The organism is Nonomuraea sp. NPDC048901 (assembly GCF_040649695.1).
In the GTDB taxonomy this organism is placed as follows: Bacteria; Actinomycetota; Actinomycetes; order Streptosporangiales; family Streptosporangiaceae; genus Nonomuraea.
Genome location: NZ_JBEZFW010000023.1, coordinates 111,540 through 127,068 on the forward strand (window position 1 = coordinate 111,540; position 15,529 = coordinate 127,068).

Below are 15,529 nucleotides of genomic sequence, written 5' to 3' on the forward strand. Positions count from 1 at the left end.
TAGAAGATCGCGGGAGAGAATAGCACCAAATGCGGCGGTTCTTAAGATCGACTCGCCACAAATCTATGATATGTCGGGAAATCCGCAGGTCGCTGGACGGCCCGGCCCCAGGCCAGCCGTACCAACCACGCGGCCAGCACCGCCAGCACCGCCACCTCCGCGCCCAGCAGCAACCGCTCCACCAACCCGATCATCACCCGCTCGCCGGGCAGCGCCACATAGGTGACCGCCAGCACCCCGAGCCCGCCCGCCAGGGCCAGCCACTCGACGGTCCGCGCGACCGGCTTCCACACCTCGTCGGCCGTGAGCCGGGGCACCAGCAGAGCCGCCGCCGCGGGCAGGCTGACGAACGCCGCCACGGACACGTAACGGTGAATCTCCGCCGTCAGAGTCAGGTCGGCGCCGATCGGCGTGGTCGGGATGACCGCGGCGACGATCAGCGCCCCCGACCACACCCACAGCAGCCGCTCCGGTAGCCCCCGCACCGGTGCGTTCGCCGCTTTCAGCGCCTTCACCAGGATCAGCGAACCGAGGCCCAGCACCATCATCGCCGCTTCCGTGACGCCCCCGCGGTCGGACACGGCGTATTCGCTGACGGTCGCGTTGAGTGGGTTCAGGCCGGGGTCGAGCACCAGCTGCCCGACCACGATCCCGACCACCGCGAACACGATCGACCCGCAGGCGACGATGGGATAGAGCCTCTTTGCGGTCATGTCCCTACTTTCCCGCCCACGGCCCACCCTCACATCAGGCCCCGCCCCTGACCCGACCCTGAGGTTCTCTCGGGGTTTTTTGGGGTCTTTTTCGTTACGGCAGGCACGGGAGGGCCCATCCGCCGACCGGGGTCGGCGGCCTTCCAGGGGCACGGTCCTCCGCCTCACCGGCTGGGCGCCGTGACGTGCGTCTTCTTGGCCGGGCACGGTCCATCGCCGCTCGCCGCTCGGGAGTGGAGGGCCCTGCACTCTGTCGGGCTCCGTCGGGTCTTCTCGGGCTCCGTCGGGTTACAAGCCCGAGGGGTCTCTGCCGACGCTGATCTCCTCGGCGATCCGGCGGAGTTCGGCCATGTCCAGGCCGGGGGCCTTGGGCAGTTGGCGTAGCAAGGCGTCCATCACCACGGGCACCGGCTGCCCGGCCAAGCGGCCGGCGATCCCGTGGACTGCCCTGAACAGCGCCTCATCCGTGTCGTGCATCCGCTCTCCTCGTTCGACTTCCGGGAGAACCGTACGGCGTCGCGGGGACAGTTTCGCGCTACGGCCTCAGCGTGTTCCACACCGTTTCGCGCTACGTTCGCGCTACGGCTCCAGCGTGTTCCGCACCGCCGCGCAGATCTCGGCGAGCTGCCCCAGCTGCTCGGGGGTGAGGACGTCGAACAGGCTCCGCCGTACCTCCTCCACGTGGCCGGGCACGGCGGCGGCCAGGGCGGCGAAGCCCTCATCGGTGAGCGCGGCGAAGCTGCCCCGGCGGTCGGAGTCGCAGGGCCGGCGCCGCACCCAGCCGCGCTCCTCCAGCCGCGCGACCGCGTGGGAGAGCCGGCTCTGCGAGCTCTGCGCCCTGTTGGCCAGCTCGCTCATCCGCATCGAACGCTCCGGCGCCTCCGAGAGGGCCACCAAGATCATGTAATACGTGTGCGGCATGCCCGCGTCACGCTGGAGCTGGCGGTCGAGCGCCTCGTTGACCAACTGGGTCGCGGCCAGGAAGTCGCGCCAGGTGCGCTGCTCGTCATCATCCAGCCATCGGGTCATGCGCCCATTTTAGTTGAACTCTCATATACTCGAAGGTAGCTTCCGCCGAGAGGGGTTCACCATGCCGGTTCAACGGCTCAACCACGCGGTCCTGTACGTACGCGACGTCGAGCGCAGCGTCGCCTTCTACCGGGAGGCCCTCGGCTTCGAGGTGGTCATGGGCATGCCCGGCGCCGCCTTCCTGCAGGCGGCCGGCTCGACCAACGACCACGACCTCGGCCTGTTCCAGATCGGCGAGCAGGCGGGTCAGTCCACCGCCGGCCGGTCCACCGTGGGTCTCTACCACCTGGCCTGGGAGGTGGACACGCTCGACGAGCTGGAGCGCATCGCGGCCAAGCTGAGCGAGCTGGGCGCGCTTGCCGGGGCCTCCGACCACTCCACCACGAAGGCCCTGTACGCGCACGACCCGGACGGCCTGGAGTTCGAGGTCTCGTGGCTGGTGCCCGCCTCGCTCCTCACCGAAGAGGTGCTGACCGCGCGCAGCGGCATCCGGCCGCTCAACATCGCGGCCGACAAGGAGAGGTACGGCGGCCAGACGCGCGGCGGCGTAGGCGTCTCCATCCCCGCCTGACGTCCCGCCTATCCCCGCCTGACGTCCCGCCTATCCCCGCCTGACGTCCCGTCTATCCCCGCCTGACGTCCTGGCGTCTCTATCCCAGGTCCGACGTCCTGGGGTCTCCATCCCCGGTCCGACGTCCTAGCGTCTCCATCCCCCGCCTGACGTCCTGGCGTCACATTTCGCACTGGATGTACCGTGGCCTTATCCCACTCCCGCGCTTTGGAGGAGGGCCATGCCGAGCGATCCCGATCATGTTCTCGACGCCATCGACGGTGTCGTCGACGAATGGGAGACGTTGAGCGCCGACGCGATGCGCTGGGCGCCTCCCGAGAGCAAGTCCGAAGACCTGATCCACGAGGTGACGGAGATCTTCGGCCCGCTCGCGAACGCGCTCAGCCAGGCGTTCCGCCCACTGGGTGACGCCGTGACCCGCGTGCTCGACAACCTGATCGACAACGACGACGAGTCCTGAAATAATCCGAATAACCCGCCAGAAACCGCCTGCCGCATGGTCCCGGCAGGCAGGCGGGTCAGGCGACTGAGAGGCGCATGGGGCGCAGGGCGCTCGTGAGCTTGGCGAGTTCGGCCAGCATGGCGTCGGCGGCGGCGGTCATCACGTCGTTGGGCTTGACCGTGCCGTCCTCGACGAACTGCGGCACGAACGGCAGGTTGACGGCCTCGACCACCGGGATCATCTTCAGGGTACTGACCACCTGGCGCAGGCTGTTGACCGCGCGGGTGCCGCCGGAGAGGCCGCCGTAGCTCACGAAGCCGGCCGCCTTGTGCTGCCACTCCTGGTGCAGGAAGTCGAGGGCGTTCTTGAGGACGGCGTTGAAGCTGTGGTTGTACTCGGGCGTCACGAAGACGTAGGCGTCTCCGCGCTCGACGATGGCGCTCCACTCCTTGGTGTGCGCGTGCTCGTACTGCTTGAGCCTGGGGTGGTTCGGCTCGTCCAGGAAGGGCAGGCCGACCTCGGCCAGGTCGATCAGCTCGACGTCGAAGTCGCCGCCGGCCACGGCCCGCTCGTAGAACCACTCCCCGATCGTCCTGCCCACGCGGCCGGGGCGGGTGCTGGCGACGATCACCTGCAGTACGGGCTTGGACATGTGGCGCTCCTCAGTCTCAGACGGCTAGCTGCTCAACATTATTGAGTAACTACATATTTCTTAGCAAATGGAGCGGCGGTTGGGTAAGATCTACGACGTGAGCATTGATTCGGTGTGCGTCAGGTTCCACACCGCCCTCGAACTGATCGGCGCCCGATGGTCGGGCGCCGTGCTGCAAATGATCTTCAAAGGTGCGCACCGCTACGCCGCGCTCAAAGCGGCCATCCCCGGGGTCAACGACACGATGCTCGCCCGGCGCCTGCGGGAGCTGGAGGCGGCCGGGCTCATCGAGCGGCGAGTGCTCGCCACCTCACCGGTCAGGGTCGAATACCACCTGACGGAGATGGGCGAGGAGCTGCGCCCGGTCATAGACGAGCTGGTCGTCTGGGCGCACAAGTGGATCCCCCTCCCGGAGGAGAAGGCCTCCTGACCTTCGGGTGCCGTCAGGCGGCTCCCACGTGTTCGGCGATGGCCCCGGTGACCGGTATGACCGTGGGCAGCGGCCGGGTGGTGAAATGTGCTGGCTTGTGGGTGCGCAGCAGCAGTTCGCCGCTGCGTTCCCAGTCGAAGCCGCGCTTGTTGAGCAGCCTGGCGAAGACCGCGCCGGCCTTCTCGGGATCGCGTTCGGCCAGCCGCCGGATCGGCACCGGCGAGACGGCGTCGCCCCGGAGGTAGGAGCTGACCAGCTCGCGATAGGGCCGCCTGGCGACCAGGCCGGGGTCCTGGAAGACCTCCTCCAGCTTGGCGAAGTCGGCGTAGTAACCGAGCCCCGCCACCTCGTCGAAGATCAGGGCCACCGTCTCGGCCCCGTCCATCCGTACGGGCAGCTCCTCCCTGGTCGGCGCCGCGCCGCCCAGACGACCCGACTGGTAGGCCAGGTAGCCGCGGATGCGGTCGGCCAGCTCGGCGGGCCGCAGCACGACCAGGTCGGTCCCGAAGTGACTGATGAAGCACCGGCGCTGCTCGCTCTGCAGCTCCCTGGCCCGCGCCAGCAGCACCGGGTTGCGGAACACCCAGTCGGGATGCTCCAGCGCGATGTGCGCGGCCACCGGCAGGAGCGTGTCACGCGCGGCGGCGTCGTGGACCGCGGGCGTGCCGCTGATCAGCCAGTCGAGGCCGAGCGGCAGCAGCCTGCCCACCACGTACATCCCTGGGCGGAGCTCCTCGAACGCCGCCTCACCCAGGTTGGAGAACACCCGGTAGACCAGCTCGTCCACGAGGTTGAACAGCAGCACGGCCGCCCCGTCGACCACCCGCACCTCGTACACCCCCTCGACCACCTCCTTCCAGCTCGACAGCAGCTCGACCTCGGCCCTGGCCAGGTCGGGCCGCTCGCGCAGGAACCGGTCGATGACCGTGTCGCCACCGGTCAGCGGGTGCTGGTGGGCGAAGTAGTCGATGGGCAGGAAGGCCGCGGCCTCGTCGGTGGGCGGGTCGTCGGCGTAGAACCGGTCGAGCACCCCGCTCAGCTCGCGCTCGAACCTGCCTGAGGTGGCAAAGTGGATCAGCTCGGCCTTGAGCTCTACGGCCCGCGCCAGCATGGTCATCATCACTCCTCGTGTCCGGAGTGACACTAACCGTCCCTGGGGCGGTCGGGACGGCTCTTCCGCCAGTTGGGGTCACACCTGCCGCCCGTCCGAGCCAGTTCGGGTCACCACCTGCCGACCGCCCGGGCCATTGGGGCTACCACCTGCCGTTCGCCGCCCGCCTCGCCGATAGCCTCGTACCGATGAGGTGCCGGGCGAACCGCTGCCGTGGTGGCCCGGTCGCGCGCTCAAGGGGTGGTAGGCGAATGGCGCTCTTGGATTACCTACGCGACTGGCAGCCCAAGCCCGTGACCAGCGAAGACGTCATCTCACCCCAGCCCGCGGCGGCCCTGGCGGCGGTTCTCGACGCGCCGCCGACCGCCGGTGAGGCGCTGCCGTTGCCGTGGCAGTGGCTGTACTTCCTGGAGTGGCCGCCGCAGGCCGCCCTCGGCCTCGACGGCCATCCGGCCGAGGGTCACTTCCTGCCGCCCATCCCGCATCGGCGGCGGATGATCGCGGGTGGGCGGATGCGGGCGCGGCGGGGGCTGGAGATGGGGCGGCCCGCCGTACGGACCGCTGAGCTGACGGCCGTCACGCCGAAGGAGGGGCGGACGGGAGAGCTGCTGTTCGTGACGGTGCGGTACGAGTACCGGCAGAGTGGGGAGTTGCGGCTGGTCGACGAGCAGGACCTGGTCTACCGCTCGGACCCGCCGACCGAGGGGGCGGCTCCCGGCGGGGCGCTTCCGCAACCGGGAGAGCCAGCCCCGGCCGCTGCCTCCGCCCCCGCCTCGGCTAGCGCTGACGCCAGCGCTGGGCCCGCGGCTGCTGATGCCGCGTGGCGGCTTGCGGTTACCGCCACTCCGCCGCTGCTGTTCCGTTTCAGCGCGCTCACCGCCAACGCCCACCGCATCCACTACGACCAGCGCTACTGCACCGACGTCGAGCGCTACCCCGGCCTCGTCGTGCACGGTCCGCTGCTCGCCGTTCTCATGGCCGAGCTGCCCCGGCGGCACGCCCTGGGGCGGCGGATCACCGGCCTGACCTACCGCCTGCGGCGTCCCGTCTTCGAGGGTGAGCCGTTCGTCGTCACCGGCTCGCCGGAGTCGGGGCAGCTGAGCGTCCAGGACGCCTCCGGCAGGCTGCGAGCCGAGGCGCACTTCACCTGACCCCGGCTCACACCGTCTTGAGCATCCCGCCGTCGACGAAGTACGTGGAGCCCACCGAATAGCCGGCCCGCTCCGAACACAGGAAGACCATGAAGTCCGCCACCTCCTCCGGGGTGGCGAACCGCTTGATCGGCGCGTGCTCCCGCGCGACCTCGTCGAGGTGCCCCTGCCAGTCCCCGCCGCTGTCCGCGGTCAGCTGCTTGGCGGTCTTCACCCAGTCGGGGGTGAGGACCAGGCCGGGGTTGACGCAGTTCACCCGGATGTTGTGGTCGATGACCTCCGTCGACAGCGTCTTGGAGAACATCATCAACGCGGCCTTGGTCACGTTGTAGATGGGTTCGTACCAGAGCGGCTGGACGGCGCAGATCGACGCGTTGTGCAGGATCACCCCGCCACCGCGCCGCCGCATGCCGGGCACGAGTCCGCGGGCCAGGCGTACCGCCGCCATGACGTGCAGGTCCCAGTACGCCTGCCACTTCTCGTCCGGGGCCTCGAGTATGGTCTCGTTGGATCCGGCTCCGGCGTTGTTGACCAGGATGTCCGCGCCCCCGAAGCTCTCTTCGGCCGCCTCGATCAGCGTCGCCGTGCCGTCCGCGGTCGCCACGTCACACGGGACGGGCACCACGCGCACACCGTGGGCTTCGCGGATGCCGCGCGCCGCCTCCTCCAGGCGGTCGCCGACACGGGCGGCGAGTACGAGATGCGCGCCCTCTGCCGCGAGCCCCTGTGCCACGGCCAGGCCGATCCCGGAGCTGCCACCGGTGATGACGGCGACCTTGTCCCTCAACCCGAGTTCCACCGAACCTCCCGCAGACTGTCCACACGTGCCCCTTCATCATCGGGCACCGCCTGCGGCGCACCGGGTTCGCACGCGCCGCAGGGGTGTCGACGTGGATCAGTCCGCCACGAGGCGGCTCCTCCGGCCCTCGTGCTCGCGCTGCCGCCGGATGACGTACGTGCCCGGCGTGCAGCCCGTTGCTCCGTGTTCGGGATGGAGCAGGTAGGCGACGGCGGAGGTCTCGAAGATGCCGATCGCCAGCCGGTCGGAGTCCATCACGTCAACCGTCCAGCGGCAGGTGCCCGGGTCGGCGACAAGTGTGTGCGGGTTGCCGCCGGCCGCGCCACGCAGGAGTTCGACCCCTTCGGGCGGTACGTCCGTCCACATGGCCGGGTTCCATGGCCGTACGGACGACGCGACGACGGAGAGCGGGATGACGATGAGGTCGCCCTGGGCTTGGAGCCCGTCGACGACAGGGATGCTCACCGTCTGCTCGAGGTGGTCGAGCACGGCGAGTCCGGTCTGCTGGGAGAGAGAAGCGAGAGTCACAGTCATGGAGATCACCTCAGGTTCGGCGTACGAGAAGGGAGTACTGCTCGGCGGACAGCCCGTAGGTCCAGCCGGCGGCGTCGAGCGGGTCGTTCAGGAACCCCGGCACGGTCAGCCCGTACCGGCGGCGGTGCCCGTCGCGTTCGACGGACCCGTTGACCGCGAGGAGCACCTTGGTCTCCTTGCGCATGTCGTACAGCCGCAGTTCCGACCCGGGGTTGCCGGGGTCCGGCGCGGCCGCGACCAACCGCAGGCCGGCCTGTTCGATGTACGAGCTCCAGCCGATGCGCTCGATCGCGCACCGCCTGACCTCGACGTTGGCCTCCTGGGCGATCCGCTGGACGTCCGGACTCGTGATCACCCAGGGGGGCACCTGGGTGCCGTGCCAGGCGTACACATCCCACCCGTCGGCGTAACGCACCGCCGGGCCGTCGGCACAGTGCAGCCGGACTTCGCCGTCGTCGCTCCACACCTCCGTGTGCAGGGCGACGGGCCGTTCGGAGATGACGCACACGCCTTCACGAGGCCACCACCAGCCGCCTGACCGGGCCGCTGCCGCCCACAGATCGAGCCGCCTGACCCGCTCGGTCGCGAAGACCACACCGGCCGCTCGACGGAGGGCGTCGTAATGGGCGATCCAGGAGACGCACTGCACGCCGTACCAGCCATTCATCCGGCGTTCGCGCGAGTCATGCACCGCCCGGACAGGCACGAGGAGCGAATCTTGGGTGGAACGCGCGAGCGGGCCGACCACCTCCCGCCGAATCAGCCGGTCCATCGGCTCCCATCTGACTCGGATGTCGAGTTCGAGGCACAGCTCTCTCATCAGCGCGGAGAGCCGAGGCGGCAGCGGCCATTCGGACATGTGCCGGGCGGCTTCCGAAGGCCGTAGACCCGGCGGAACGGTCTCCAGAGCCGCGAGCGGTGACGGGACCCAGTGGAAACGCGGTGGGGCGAGCCCGATCAAGTGGTACAGCTCGGAGATGGCGGCCTCTTTGGCCGGACGGTCGGCGGGCATGGTCGACAGCGTCGAGCCCAGCCATTCTTCGCGGATTGCGGCAGCTTCCCGCTGCTCGGGAGCGCTCACCAGATGAAGGTGGCGTCGTCCTTTCCTACGATCATGGTGGAAATGGTGACAGATCCGGGTGACGGCTGTCTACTGCGGATGTATCGCTGCTGACCGCCCCCCGTCCCTCCGCTTGCCCAGCCGACTGGACAAGCGGAGGTGTGGCCGTGGCAGTACTTACGGGTTGTCGACGCCGATCCAGTTGACGTACCACCCGTAAGTCTCCGCGTCGGCGACGGTGAGCGGGGGGATGTCCCTCTCGCTCCAACGGATATAGACGCGGAATCCGGTCGCGGTGGGGCGGTAAACGGTGCTGGTGCCCGTCAGCTCGAACTGGTGATCCGTGCCGCCGACCGAGACCGTGTAGACGGGAGTACCCCTGAAGCCCGCGGACGTGGTGTCCACGTCGATGTAGAGGCCGGGCGAGTTGTTTATGTAGAGCTGCCAGCCGATTCCCGGCGCCGTGCTCCCGGAAGCGATCCGCTGAGTCGTCGACCCCGAAAGTGCCTTGGCTACCGTCTGCTTGACGACAGGGCGGGCGTCGGCATGCGCACCGACCCCTGTCGTGAGGGCGGCTCCGAATGCCAGGGCAGTGGCAAGGGTCGTGAATCTTACGATGGACATGCGTGCTCCTTAGGTCAAAGTCCTCAGCGGTCATGACCTCGGAGAGACACTGTCCGCAGGGGGCAGCCATGGCGTGCGAGGATAAAGCGATCATCACACATGGTAATCGCCGCGAAGCGCCATTCCACGGCACGACACTCTTCCGAAAAGGGATCATGAGCTGGGGATTCTCTCGTTCGAGCAACCCCGCGACGCCTACTCGTCCGAAGCGCGAACCGTAACTCAACGTGACTTCGGAACCGGAGTTCGGGCGCCTTCTCACCAGGCGAGGAAGAGCGTCTCGGGAGAGCGGTGGATGAGGGTGGGGGCCATCGTGATGTCGGTGTGGGCCAGGCGCAGGCCGGGGAGTTCGCGGATCAAGATTTCCAGGGATATCCGGACCTGCTCCTTGGCGAGTTGCGAGCCCGGGCACCCGTGCGGACCATGTCCGAAGGACAGGTGGCGGAAGGCTTCCCGGCCGATGTCGAACTCGTCCGCCCGCACGTCACCGTCCGCCCGCACGTCACCGTCCGCCTGCGCAGCGGCATCGGCGTCGGCGTCGCGGCCGGCTGAGGCGAAGGACACGAAGACCACGTCGCCCTCGTGCAGCTCAGTGCCGCTCAGCGTCACGGTGGTGGTGACCGTACGCCGGAAGCCCTGGACCGGCGCCTCGAACCGGAGTGCCTCCTCGATGGCCGCGGCGATGAGCCGCGGCTGCTCGCAGAGCAGTTCCCACTGGCGGCGATCACGCAGCAGGTTGAGCACCACGGTGCCGAGCAGCGCGGTCGTCGTCAGGTGGCCGGCCAGCAGCAGGTTCTGGACATTGGACACGATCTCCTTGCGCTGATCGAGCGTGAGGTCGTCGGAGCCGGGGGCCAGGTCGCGGACCATCTCCGTGAACAGGTCGTCGCGCGGAGCCCTCCTCCGCGCGCGAGCGTAGCCGTCGAGCAGCCGCTGCATGTTCACGATCTCTTCCGCGACCTCGACCTGCTCGGTCTCCGTCAGCTCGGTGAACACCAGCCTCTCCGCTCCCTGCGCCCCGCGAATCGCGCCAGGCGCGTCGGCGGGGTCCAGGCCGACCAGATGGCCGATCACGGCGGCGGGCAGCGGCCGGGCGTACGCGTCCATCCACTCGACCTGACCGTCGCCGGCGAAGGAGCCGATGAGCGCCTCGGCCCGCTCGGTGACGAACGGGAGCGCGGCGGCTACCTTGGCGGACGACAGCCCTCTGCTGAGGGGGCGGCGCAGGCGCCGGTGCGCGTCGCCGTCGGCGCCGAGCACCGTCCGCACGCCGCCGAACCCCTGGCTCAGCACCGAGAGCGCGGCCTTGCTCGGCAGGTAGTCGGGTCGCAGCGCGCCCGCCGACGAGAACTGCTCTGGATTGCCCAGCACCTCGCGTACGTCTTCGCGCCGGCTCACCAGCCAGGCGTCGAGCTCGGGTACGAAGGTAAGCCCTTGCGTCCGGCGAGCCTCGGTGTAGACGGGGTACGGGTCGCGGTAGAAGCCCTGTGGGTCCACGTGCCTATGGTCGCGGGTGGGATATGCGCCGGACAAGCTTTGCCCAAAGGCTCAATACGTTGCCGTTTAGTGGGAAATTTCCTCATTAATGTCGCCTCACATGCGCTTTGTCGCATTTGGGGTCTAGTGAGAGGATCATCGGACGATGCCAACAGATATTGTTGTGATCCTCAATGATCAACCGGGTGAGCTGGCCCGACTCGGCAGGGTCACCGGCGAGGCGGGCGTGAACATCCAGGGTCTCGCGGCTTTCACCGGAGAGGGCAAGGGCGTCGTACACGTGCTCGTCGATGACGAGGCCGCCACCAGATGCCGCCAGGCGTTCGAAGGCGCCGGGATGGGGATCGCCGATGAGCGCTCCGTACTCGTGGCGGAGATGGACGACCATCCGGGCGCCCTTGGCGAGCTGACCCGGCAGCTCGCCGACGCCAACGTCAACATCGACCTCGCCTACACGACCTTCGGCGGTGTACGGATCGTCATCGCCACCGACGACATGGCGAACGCGAAGTCGGTCCTCGAAAGCAGGCGCTGATCCTTCTCGCGAGTCACGGCGATTGACGCCGCGGATATCCGTCGCTATTGTCGTTTTGGAAATGACGAACAGGCGTGAATTCACCGACCGCCTGGAGACGAAGGTCAGGAGCCGGACGATGGACAGGAAGGCAGCAGCCATGATGGCCTGCTCCGCCTGCGATCCGGCCGCTTCGTCCTGTTGTCGTTGTTGTCGCGCCTGACGCGCAACCCTCCCTCGCACATCGCCCCAACGGCGGTTTCTCGCCGTGCCGTCAAATGACGTCGCGCGCGCATCTTTAGCTTTCTTCCCTTTTTGAGAGAGTGGTTATCGTCATGCCTGAAACGCTTTCCCTTATTCAGGGATTCCGTGTTCTCTCGTGCGCCCCTAATGGCGAACCGATTAAGGACGAACGCGCCGCCACCGATCTGGTGGGCGAGGCGTGGGGGCAGCGCGCCGAGGTGATCGTCATTCCGGCGGAACGGCTCGACGACGCCTTCTTCCAACTCCGGACGCGGGTCGCGGGTGACATCATGCAGAAGTTCACGACGTACCGGCTGCTTCTGGTGATCACGGGGGACATCTCCCGGCACACGGCGGCGAGCTCGGCCTTGCGCGACTTCGTTCATGAGACGAACCAGGGTGACCACGTCTGGTTCCTGACCAGCCTGGAGCACCTCGACGAGCGTCTGGCCCGGCGAGCCGGCGCCTGACCGTTCGTCTGCTTGGCCGTGTGCCCGAGTGGTTCAGGGAACCGCCTGCAAAGCGGTGAACGCCGGTTCGAATCCGGTCACGGCCTCTCAAAACGCCTTTTGACCAGGGATCATATCGAATCAGATATTGATTCCGACCGCATAGCGCTATTAGACATCATCCGATCGGTTCTGATTTGCTCCTGCCCTCTGCTGACCAAGAGGGGCTCTGATGGCGCGTCGGGGGACGAAGATCGTACGGCTCACCGCGGCCGGGGTGGCCGCGGGTGTGCTCGTGGCGGGGATCGCGGTGCCGGCCGTGGGGGGTGCGGCGCTCGGATTCGCGTCGGCGGTGGGCGAGGCGGAGCTCAAGCCGGTCGCCCTCGTCGAGCCGCCGCCGGCCGAGGTCACGATCGTGCAGGACGCCAAGGGGGGCGAGATCGCGCGCTTCTACGAGGAGTATCGGGAGGTCGTCGGCTTCGACCAGATCGCCGAGGTCATGAAGACGGCGATCGTCTCGATCGAGGACTACCGCTTCTACGAGCACGGCGCGATCGACATCGAGGGCACCGTACGGGCGCTGGCCAAGAACCTGCGGGCGGGCAAGGTGAGCCAGGGCGGGTCCAGCATCACCCAGCAGTACGTCAAGCAGGTGCTGCTCAACTCCGCCGACACCGACGCGGAGCGGAACGCGGCCCTTGCGGCCAGCTACGCGCGCAAGCTGAACGAGCTGCGGTACGCCATGGGGGTCGAGGAGAAGTACACCAAAGACCAGATCCTCGGGAAATATCTGAACATCGCGTACTTCGGAGCCGGGGCCTACGGCGTCGAGGCGGCGGCCAAGCGGTTCTTCGGCGTCAAGGCCGACCGGCTCACCCTGCCACAGGCGGCGACGCTGGCGGGAGCCGTACAGGACCCGAACGCCACCGACCCGAACATCGGCAGGAAGCACCGCGAGAGGCTGCTGAACCGCCGTAACGTCGTGCTGAACCGGATGGCCGAGCTGGGCAAGATCACTCCAGCCGAGGCGGCCGCGGCGAAGGCCACCAAACTCGGCTACAAGGGCACCAAGCTCCCCGGTGGCTGCGAATCCAGCAAATATCCGTACTTCTGCCTGTATGTCCGGCAGGAGATCCTCAGCAACCCCGACTTCGGCAAGACCGCCGCGGCGCGCCTGGCGATGCTCAACCGCGGCGGCCTGACGATCAGGACCACGATCGACCCCGCCATGCAGCGGGCCGCAGATCGGGCGATCAGGAAGTACGTGTACGCCTCCGACGACCCCGTCGCCGCCGAGGCCCTGGTCCAGCCGGGCACCGGAGCGATCAAGGCCATGGCCGCGAGCAGGCCGTACGGCGGCGACCGCGCCAGGAACGAGATCTCCTACAACCTCGTCGCGGACGCCGTGCACGGCGGCGGCGCCGGGTTCCAGGCCGGCTCCACGTTCAAGACCTTCACCCTGATCAGCGCGCTGAAGAACGGCATGAAGCTCGACGACGGCCTGAGCGCGGGCGCCGGATACCGGGCCCCGGGCTATTCGACGTTCAAGAACTGCAAGGGCGAGAACATCGGCGACCCGACGCACACGGTCACCAACGACGAAGGCTCCCCGGGGTGGAAGACGCTGCGGACCGGCACCTGGGCCTCGGTGAACACCTTCTTCATGGAACTCGAGCGGCGGGCCGGGCTCTGCGAGACGGTCACCACGGCCAAGTCGCTGGGCATCCGCCGCTCGGACGGGCGGAAGCTGCAGGAGTACGAGACGTTCACGCTCGGCATCAATGAGATGGACCCGGTGACCGTGGCCACGGCGTACGCGGCGATAGCGGCACGCGGCAAGTACTGCGCGCCGACGGCCATCACCCGGGTCACCGACCGCGACGGCAAGGCCACCCGGTACCGGCCGAAGTGCCGTCAGGCGCTCGACCCCGCCATCGCCGACGCGACGGCCGACGTGCTGTCCGGCGTACTCACCAAGGGCACGATGCGCGACGTCGGGGGCATCGGGCGCGACGCGGCGGGCAAGACCGGCACCACTGACGACTACGCGTCGGCGTGGTTCGCCGGGTTCACCCCGGACCTGGCGGCGGCGGTGAGCATCGGGGACCCGCGCGGCTCCCAGGACCACAAGCTGACCGGGGTGACGATCGGCGGGCGCTACTACGGGGCGGTGGCGGGTGCCACCCTTCCCGGGCCGATCTGGAAGGACACGATGATCGGCGCGTTGGCGGGCGTGCCCCCGACGTCGTTCTCCCCCATCGACACCGCTCGATTCGAGGGGTGCTCCCAGGGTTGCCGAACCGCGCCGACGTCAGCTGACGATGACAGCACGCCTGACCCCTGAAGCCGGCGGGCGTTCGCGCGAAACCGCTGGTTGGATGTCCCGTACGCGTGTGGTGCTGATCACCTTGGATGTGCGGATTTCTGCACAGTTGATCGCTAGCCGTCTCCCTAATGTCTGTCCTGCCGGACGAACCCGGCAGCACCGACAAGGGGGAGGAACCCAATGCGTAAGACCTTTGCGATCGCGGCTCTGGCCGGCTCGATGGCCTTCACCGGTATCGCTCTCAGCCCGGCCGCCCAGGCGACCACCCAGACCACGACCACCACCGCGAGCGCGACCACCTTCACGGTGAACTGGGGCAAATTCTTCTCCAGTGACCGCAAGGCGTACACGTTCGGCAGGACGTGGAAGAGCGGCGGCAAGATCTTCACGACGTGGCACGGGGTGGACAACGTCGGCGGCAAGAAGGGCTGGGTGTGGTTCGAGTACTACAAGAACGGCAGCTGGCACAAGTTCAACCAGTCGTGGGACGGTGAGGTCGTCGGCCGCTGGAGCGGGCGTGGGATCAAGAAGGTGTACACGTTCACCTGCTGGGCGGGCAAGTTCGACAACTGCGGCCGCAAGTACCGCATCTACTAAGCCGGGCAACGTAACGAGCGGTGACCCCGCCGCACCGGCGACTCCTCCCACACGGTCCGTCAGCACCATGGACCCGCAGCATCCCTGTCGTGAGAATCGCGGTCAGCGGAAGTAGCTGGTAAGGGTAGAAGCATGATCTTTTTGAGGCGGACAGTGGGAGTCGCCGTACTCACCCTTCTGGCCATCCCGATCACCGCCACCACGGCCACGCCACCGGCGGCCGCCGACGTGCGCGAACGGTCGCAGGCCGAGGGCGGGACAGCGGGCCGCCGCATGCTGGCCCGGTTGAAGGTCGCCAAGCCGTTATCCATCCGTGGTTACAGCCACCGGCGGTTCCTGCCCCGGTGGGCGCACCACAAGGGCAGGTGCGACGCACGAGAGGTGGTCCTGGCCCGCGACGGGCGACGCGTACGTAAGAACGCCGCCTGCCATCCGGTCAAGGGCGTCTGGTACAGCCCGTACGACGGCAAGCGGCTGAAAAGCGAGAGATTGGTCGACGTCGACCATGTCGTGCCGTTGTCCTACGCCTGGCGCTCCGGGGCGAGCAAGTGGAGCCAGGCGCGGCGCCGCGCCTTCGCCAACGACCTCACCCGCCCCGAGCTGGTGGTGATCAGCCACTCCGCCAACATCGCCAAGGGCGGCCAAGGACCGCAGAGCTGGCGTCCGCCGCGCCGCGCCTACTGGTGCCGGTACGCGACCTCGTGGATCACCGTGAAGCATCACTACCGGCTCCTCGTGACCCGAAAGGAGAAGGTGGCCCTGCTCAACATGCTCCGCACCTGCTGAG

The 15,529-nt window shown here is 68.1% G+C and carries 19 protein-coding genes and 1 tRNA gene; 10 read left to right on the plus strand and 10 right to left on the minus strand.

Features of this window, described 5'->3' with window-relative positions; genetic code table 11:
• Positions 1–41: 41 nt before the first annotated feature.
• From AB0C30_RS49515 to AB0C30_RS49525, 3 genes are all read right to left on the minus strand, one after another.
• Complete coding sequence (locus tag AB0C30_RS49515) at positions 42–713, minus strand: DUF998 domain-containing protein (RefSeq protein WP_357957556.1); 672 nt, start codon at positions 711–713, stop codon at positions 42–44.
• Between the two features lie 288 nt (positions 714–1,001).
• On the minus strand, positions 1,002–1,190 hold the full coding sequence (locus AB0C30_RS49520) for a hypothetical protein (RefSeq protein ID WP_357957558.1): 189 nt from the start codon (positions 1,188–1,190) through the stop codon (positions 1,002–1,004).
• A 102-nt stretch (positions 1,191–1,292) separates the two neighbouring features.
• Positions 1,293–1,742: a MarR family transcriptional regulator gene (locus AB0C30_RS49525; RefSeq protein ID WP_357957560.1), complete on the minus strand. Its 450-nt coding sequence runs from the start codon at positions 1,740–1,742 to the stop codon at positions 1,293–1,295.
• A gap of 61 nt (positions 1,743–1,803) precedes the next feature.
• On the opposite strand from AB0C30_RS49525, the gene AB0C30_RS49530 reads away from it, so the two are divergent.
• Positions 1,804–2,313 carry a VOC family protein gene (locus AB0C30_RS49530; RefSeq protein WP_357957562.1) on the plus strand — a complete coding sequence of 170 codons (510 nt, stop codon included), beginning with the start codon at positions 1,804–1,806 and terminating at the stop codon, positions 2,311–2,313.
• A gap of 220 nt (positions 2,314–2,533) precedes the next feature.
• Positions 2,534–2,773 carry a hypothetical protein gene (locus AB0C30_RS49535; protein WP_357957564.1) on the plus strand — a complete coding sequence of 80 codons (240 nt, stop codon included), beginning with the start codon at positions 2,534–2,536 and terminating at the stop codon, positions 2,771–2,773.
• 58 nt (positions 2,774–2,831) lie between these two features.
• Here AB0C30_RS49535 and AB0C30_RS49540 read toward each other — a convergent pair whose 3' ends face one another.
• The gene (locus AB0C30_RS49540; protein ID WP_357957566.1) at positions 2,832–3,407 is read right to left on the minus strand and encodes an NAD(P)H-dependent oxidoreductase; all 576 of its coding nucleotides are present in this window, start codon (positions 3,405–3,407) and stop codon (positions 2,832–2,834) included.
• Positions 3,408–3,504: 97 nt separating this feature from the next.
• On the opposite strand from AB0C30_RS49540, the gene AB0C30_RS49545 reads away from it, so the two are divergent.
• On the plus strand, positions 3,505–3,837 hold the full coding sequence (locus tag AB0C30_RS49545) for a helix-turn-helix domain-containing protein (protein ID WP_357957568.1): 333 nt from the start codon (positions 3,505–3,507) through the stop codon (positions 3,835–3,837).
• A gap of 13 nt (positions 3,838–3,850) precedes the next feature.
• Here the strand turns inward: AB0C30_RS49545 and AB0C30_RS49550 are convergent, their stop codons facing one another.
• Positions 3,851–4,957: a hypothetical protein gene (locus tag AB0C30_RS49550; protein WP_357957570.1), complete on the minus strand. Its 1,107-nt coding sequence runs from the start codon at positions 4,955–4,957 to the stop codon at positions 3,851–3,853.
• Between the two features lie 242 nt (positions 4,958–5,199).
• Between AB0C30_RS49550 and AB0C30_RS49555 the strand changes: the two genes are divergently transcribed.
• Complete coding sequence (locus tag AB0C30_RS49555) at positions 5,200–6,099, plus strand: hypothetical protein (protein WP_357957572.1); 900 nt, start codon at positions 5,200–5,202, stop codon at positions 6,097–6,099.
• A 7-nt stretch (positions 6,100–6,106) separates the two neighbouring features.
• Here the strand turns inward: AB0C30_RS49555 and AB0C30_RS49560 are convergent, their stop codons facing one another.
• From AB0C30_RS49560 to AB0C30_RS49580, 5 genes are all read right to left on the minus strand, one after another.
• The gene (locus AB0C30_RS49560) at positions 6,107–6,898 is read right to left on the minus strand and encodes an SDR family oxidoreductase (protein ID WP_357957574.1); all 792 of its coding nucleotides are present in this window, start codon (positions 6,896–6,898) and stop codon (positions 6,107–6,109) included.
• 96 nt (positions 6,899–6,994) lie between these two features.
• Entirely contained in the window at positions 6,995–7,432 is a 438-nt protein-coding gene (locus AB0C30_RS49565) for a hypothetical protein (protein ID WP_357957576.1), read from the minus strand.
• 10 nt (positions 7,433–7,442) lie between these two features.
• A complete protein-coding gene (locus AB0C30_RS49570) occupies positions 7,443–8,513 on the minus strand; it encodes a DUF6745 domain-containing protein (protein WP_357957578.1) in 1,071 nt (356 codons plus the stop codon).
• Between the two features lie 156 nt (positions 8,514–8,669).
• Positions 8,670–9,116, minus strand: coding sequence for a hypothetical protein (locus AB0C30_RS49575; protein ID WP_357957580.1), 447 nt, complete (start codon positions 9,114–9,116; stop codon positions 8,670–8,672).
• Positions 9,117–9,374: 258 nt separating this feature from the next.
• Complete coding sequence (locus AB0C30_RS49580) at positions 9,375–10,613, minus strand: cytochrome P450 (protein WP_357957582.1); 1,239 nt, start codon at positions 10,611–10,613, stop codon at positions 9,375–9,377.
• 145 nt (positions 10,614–10,758) lie between these two features.
• Here AB0C30_RS49580 and AB0C30_RS49585 point away from each other — a divergent pair, with 145 nt between their 5' ends.
• From AB0C30_RS49585 to AB0C30_RS49610, 6 genes are all read left to right on the plus strand, one after another.
• Complete coding sequence (locus AB0C30_RS49585) at positions 10,759–11,148, plus strand: hypothetical protein (RefSeq protein ID WP_357957583.1); 390 nt, start codon at positions 10,759–10,761, stop codon at positions 11,146–11,148.
• Between the two features lie 314 nt (positions 11,149–11,462).
• Complete coding sequence (locus AB0C30_RS49590; RefSeq protein ID WP_357957584.1) at positions 11,463–11,840, plus strand: DUF4180 domain-containing protein; 378 nt, start codon at positions 11,463–11,465, stop codon at positions 11,838–11,840.
• 14 nt (positions 11,841–11,854) lie between these two features.
• Positions 11,855–11,926, plus strand: a tRNA-Cys gene (locus AB0C30_RS49595).
• 125 nt (positions 11,927–12,051) lie between these two features.
• Positions 12,052–14,163, plus strand: a complete 2,112-nt coding sequence (locus AB0C30_RS49600; RefSeq protein ID WP_357957586.1) for a transglycosylase domain-containing protein — start codon at positions 12,052–12,054, stop codon at positions 14,161–14,163.
• A 162-nt stretch (positions 14,164–14,325) separates the two neighbouring features.
• On the plus strand, positions 14,326–14,742 hold the full coding sequence (locus tag AB0C30_RS49605) for a hypothetical protein (protein WP_357957588.1): 417 nt from the start codon (positions 14,326–14,328) through the stop codon (positions 14,740–14,742).
• Between the two features lie 132 nt (positions 14,743–14,874).
• Entirely contained in the window at positions 14,875–15,528 is a 654-nt protein-coding gene (locus AB0C30_RS49610; RefSeq protein WP_357957590.1) for an HNH endonuclease family protein, read from the plus strand.
• Position 15,529 lies beyond the last annotated feature (1 nt).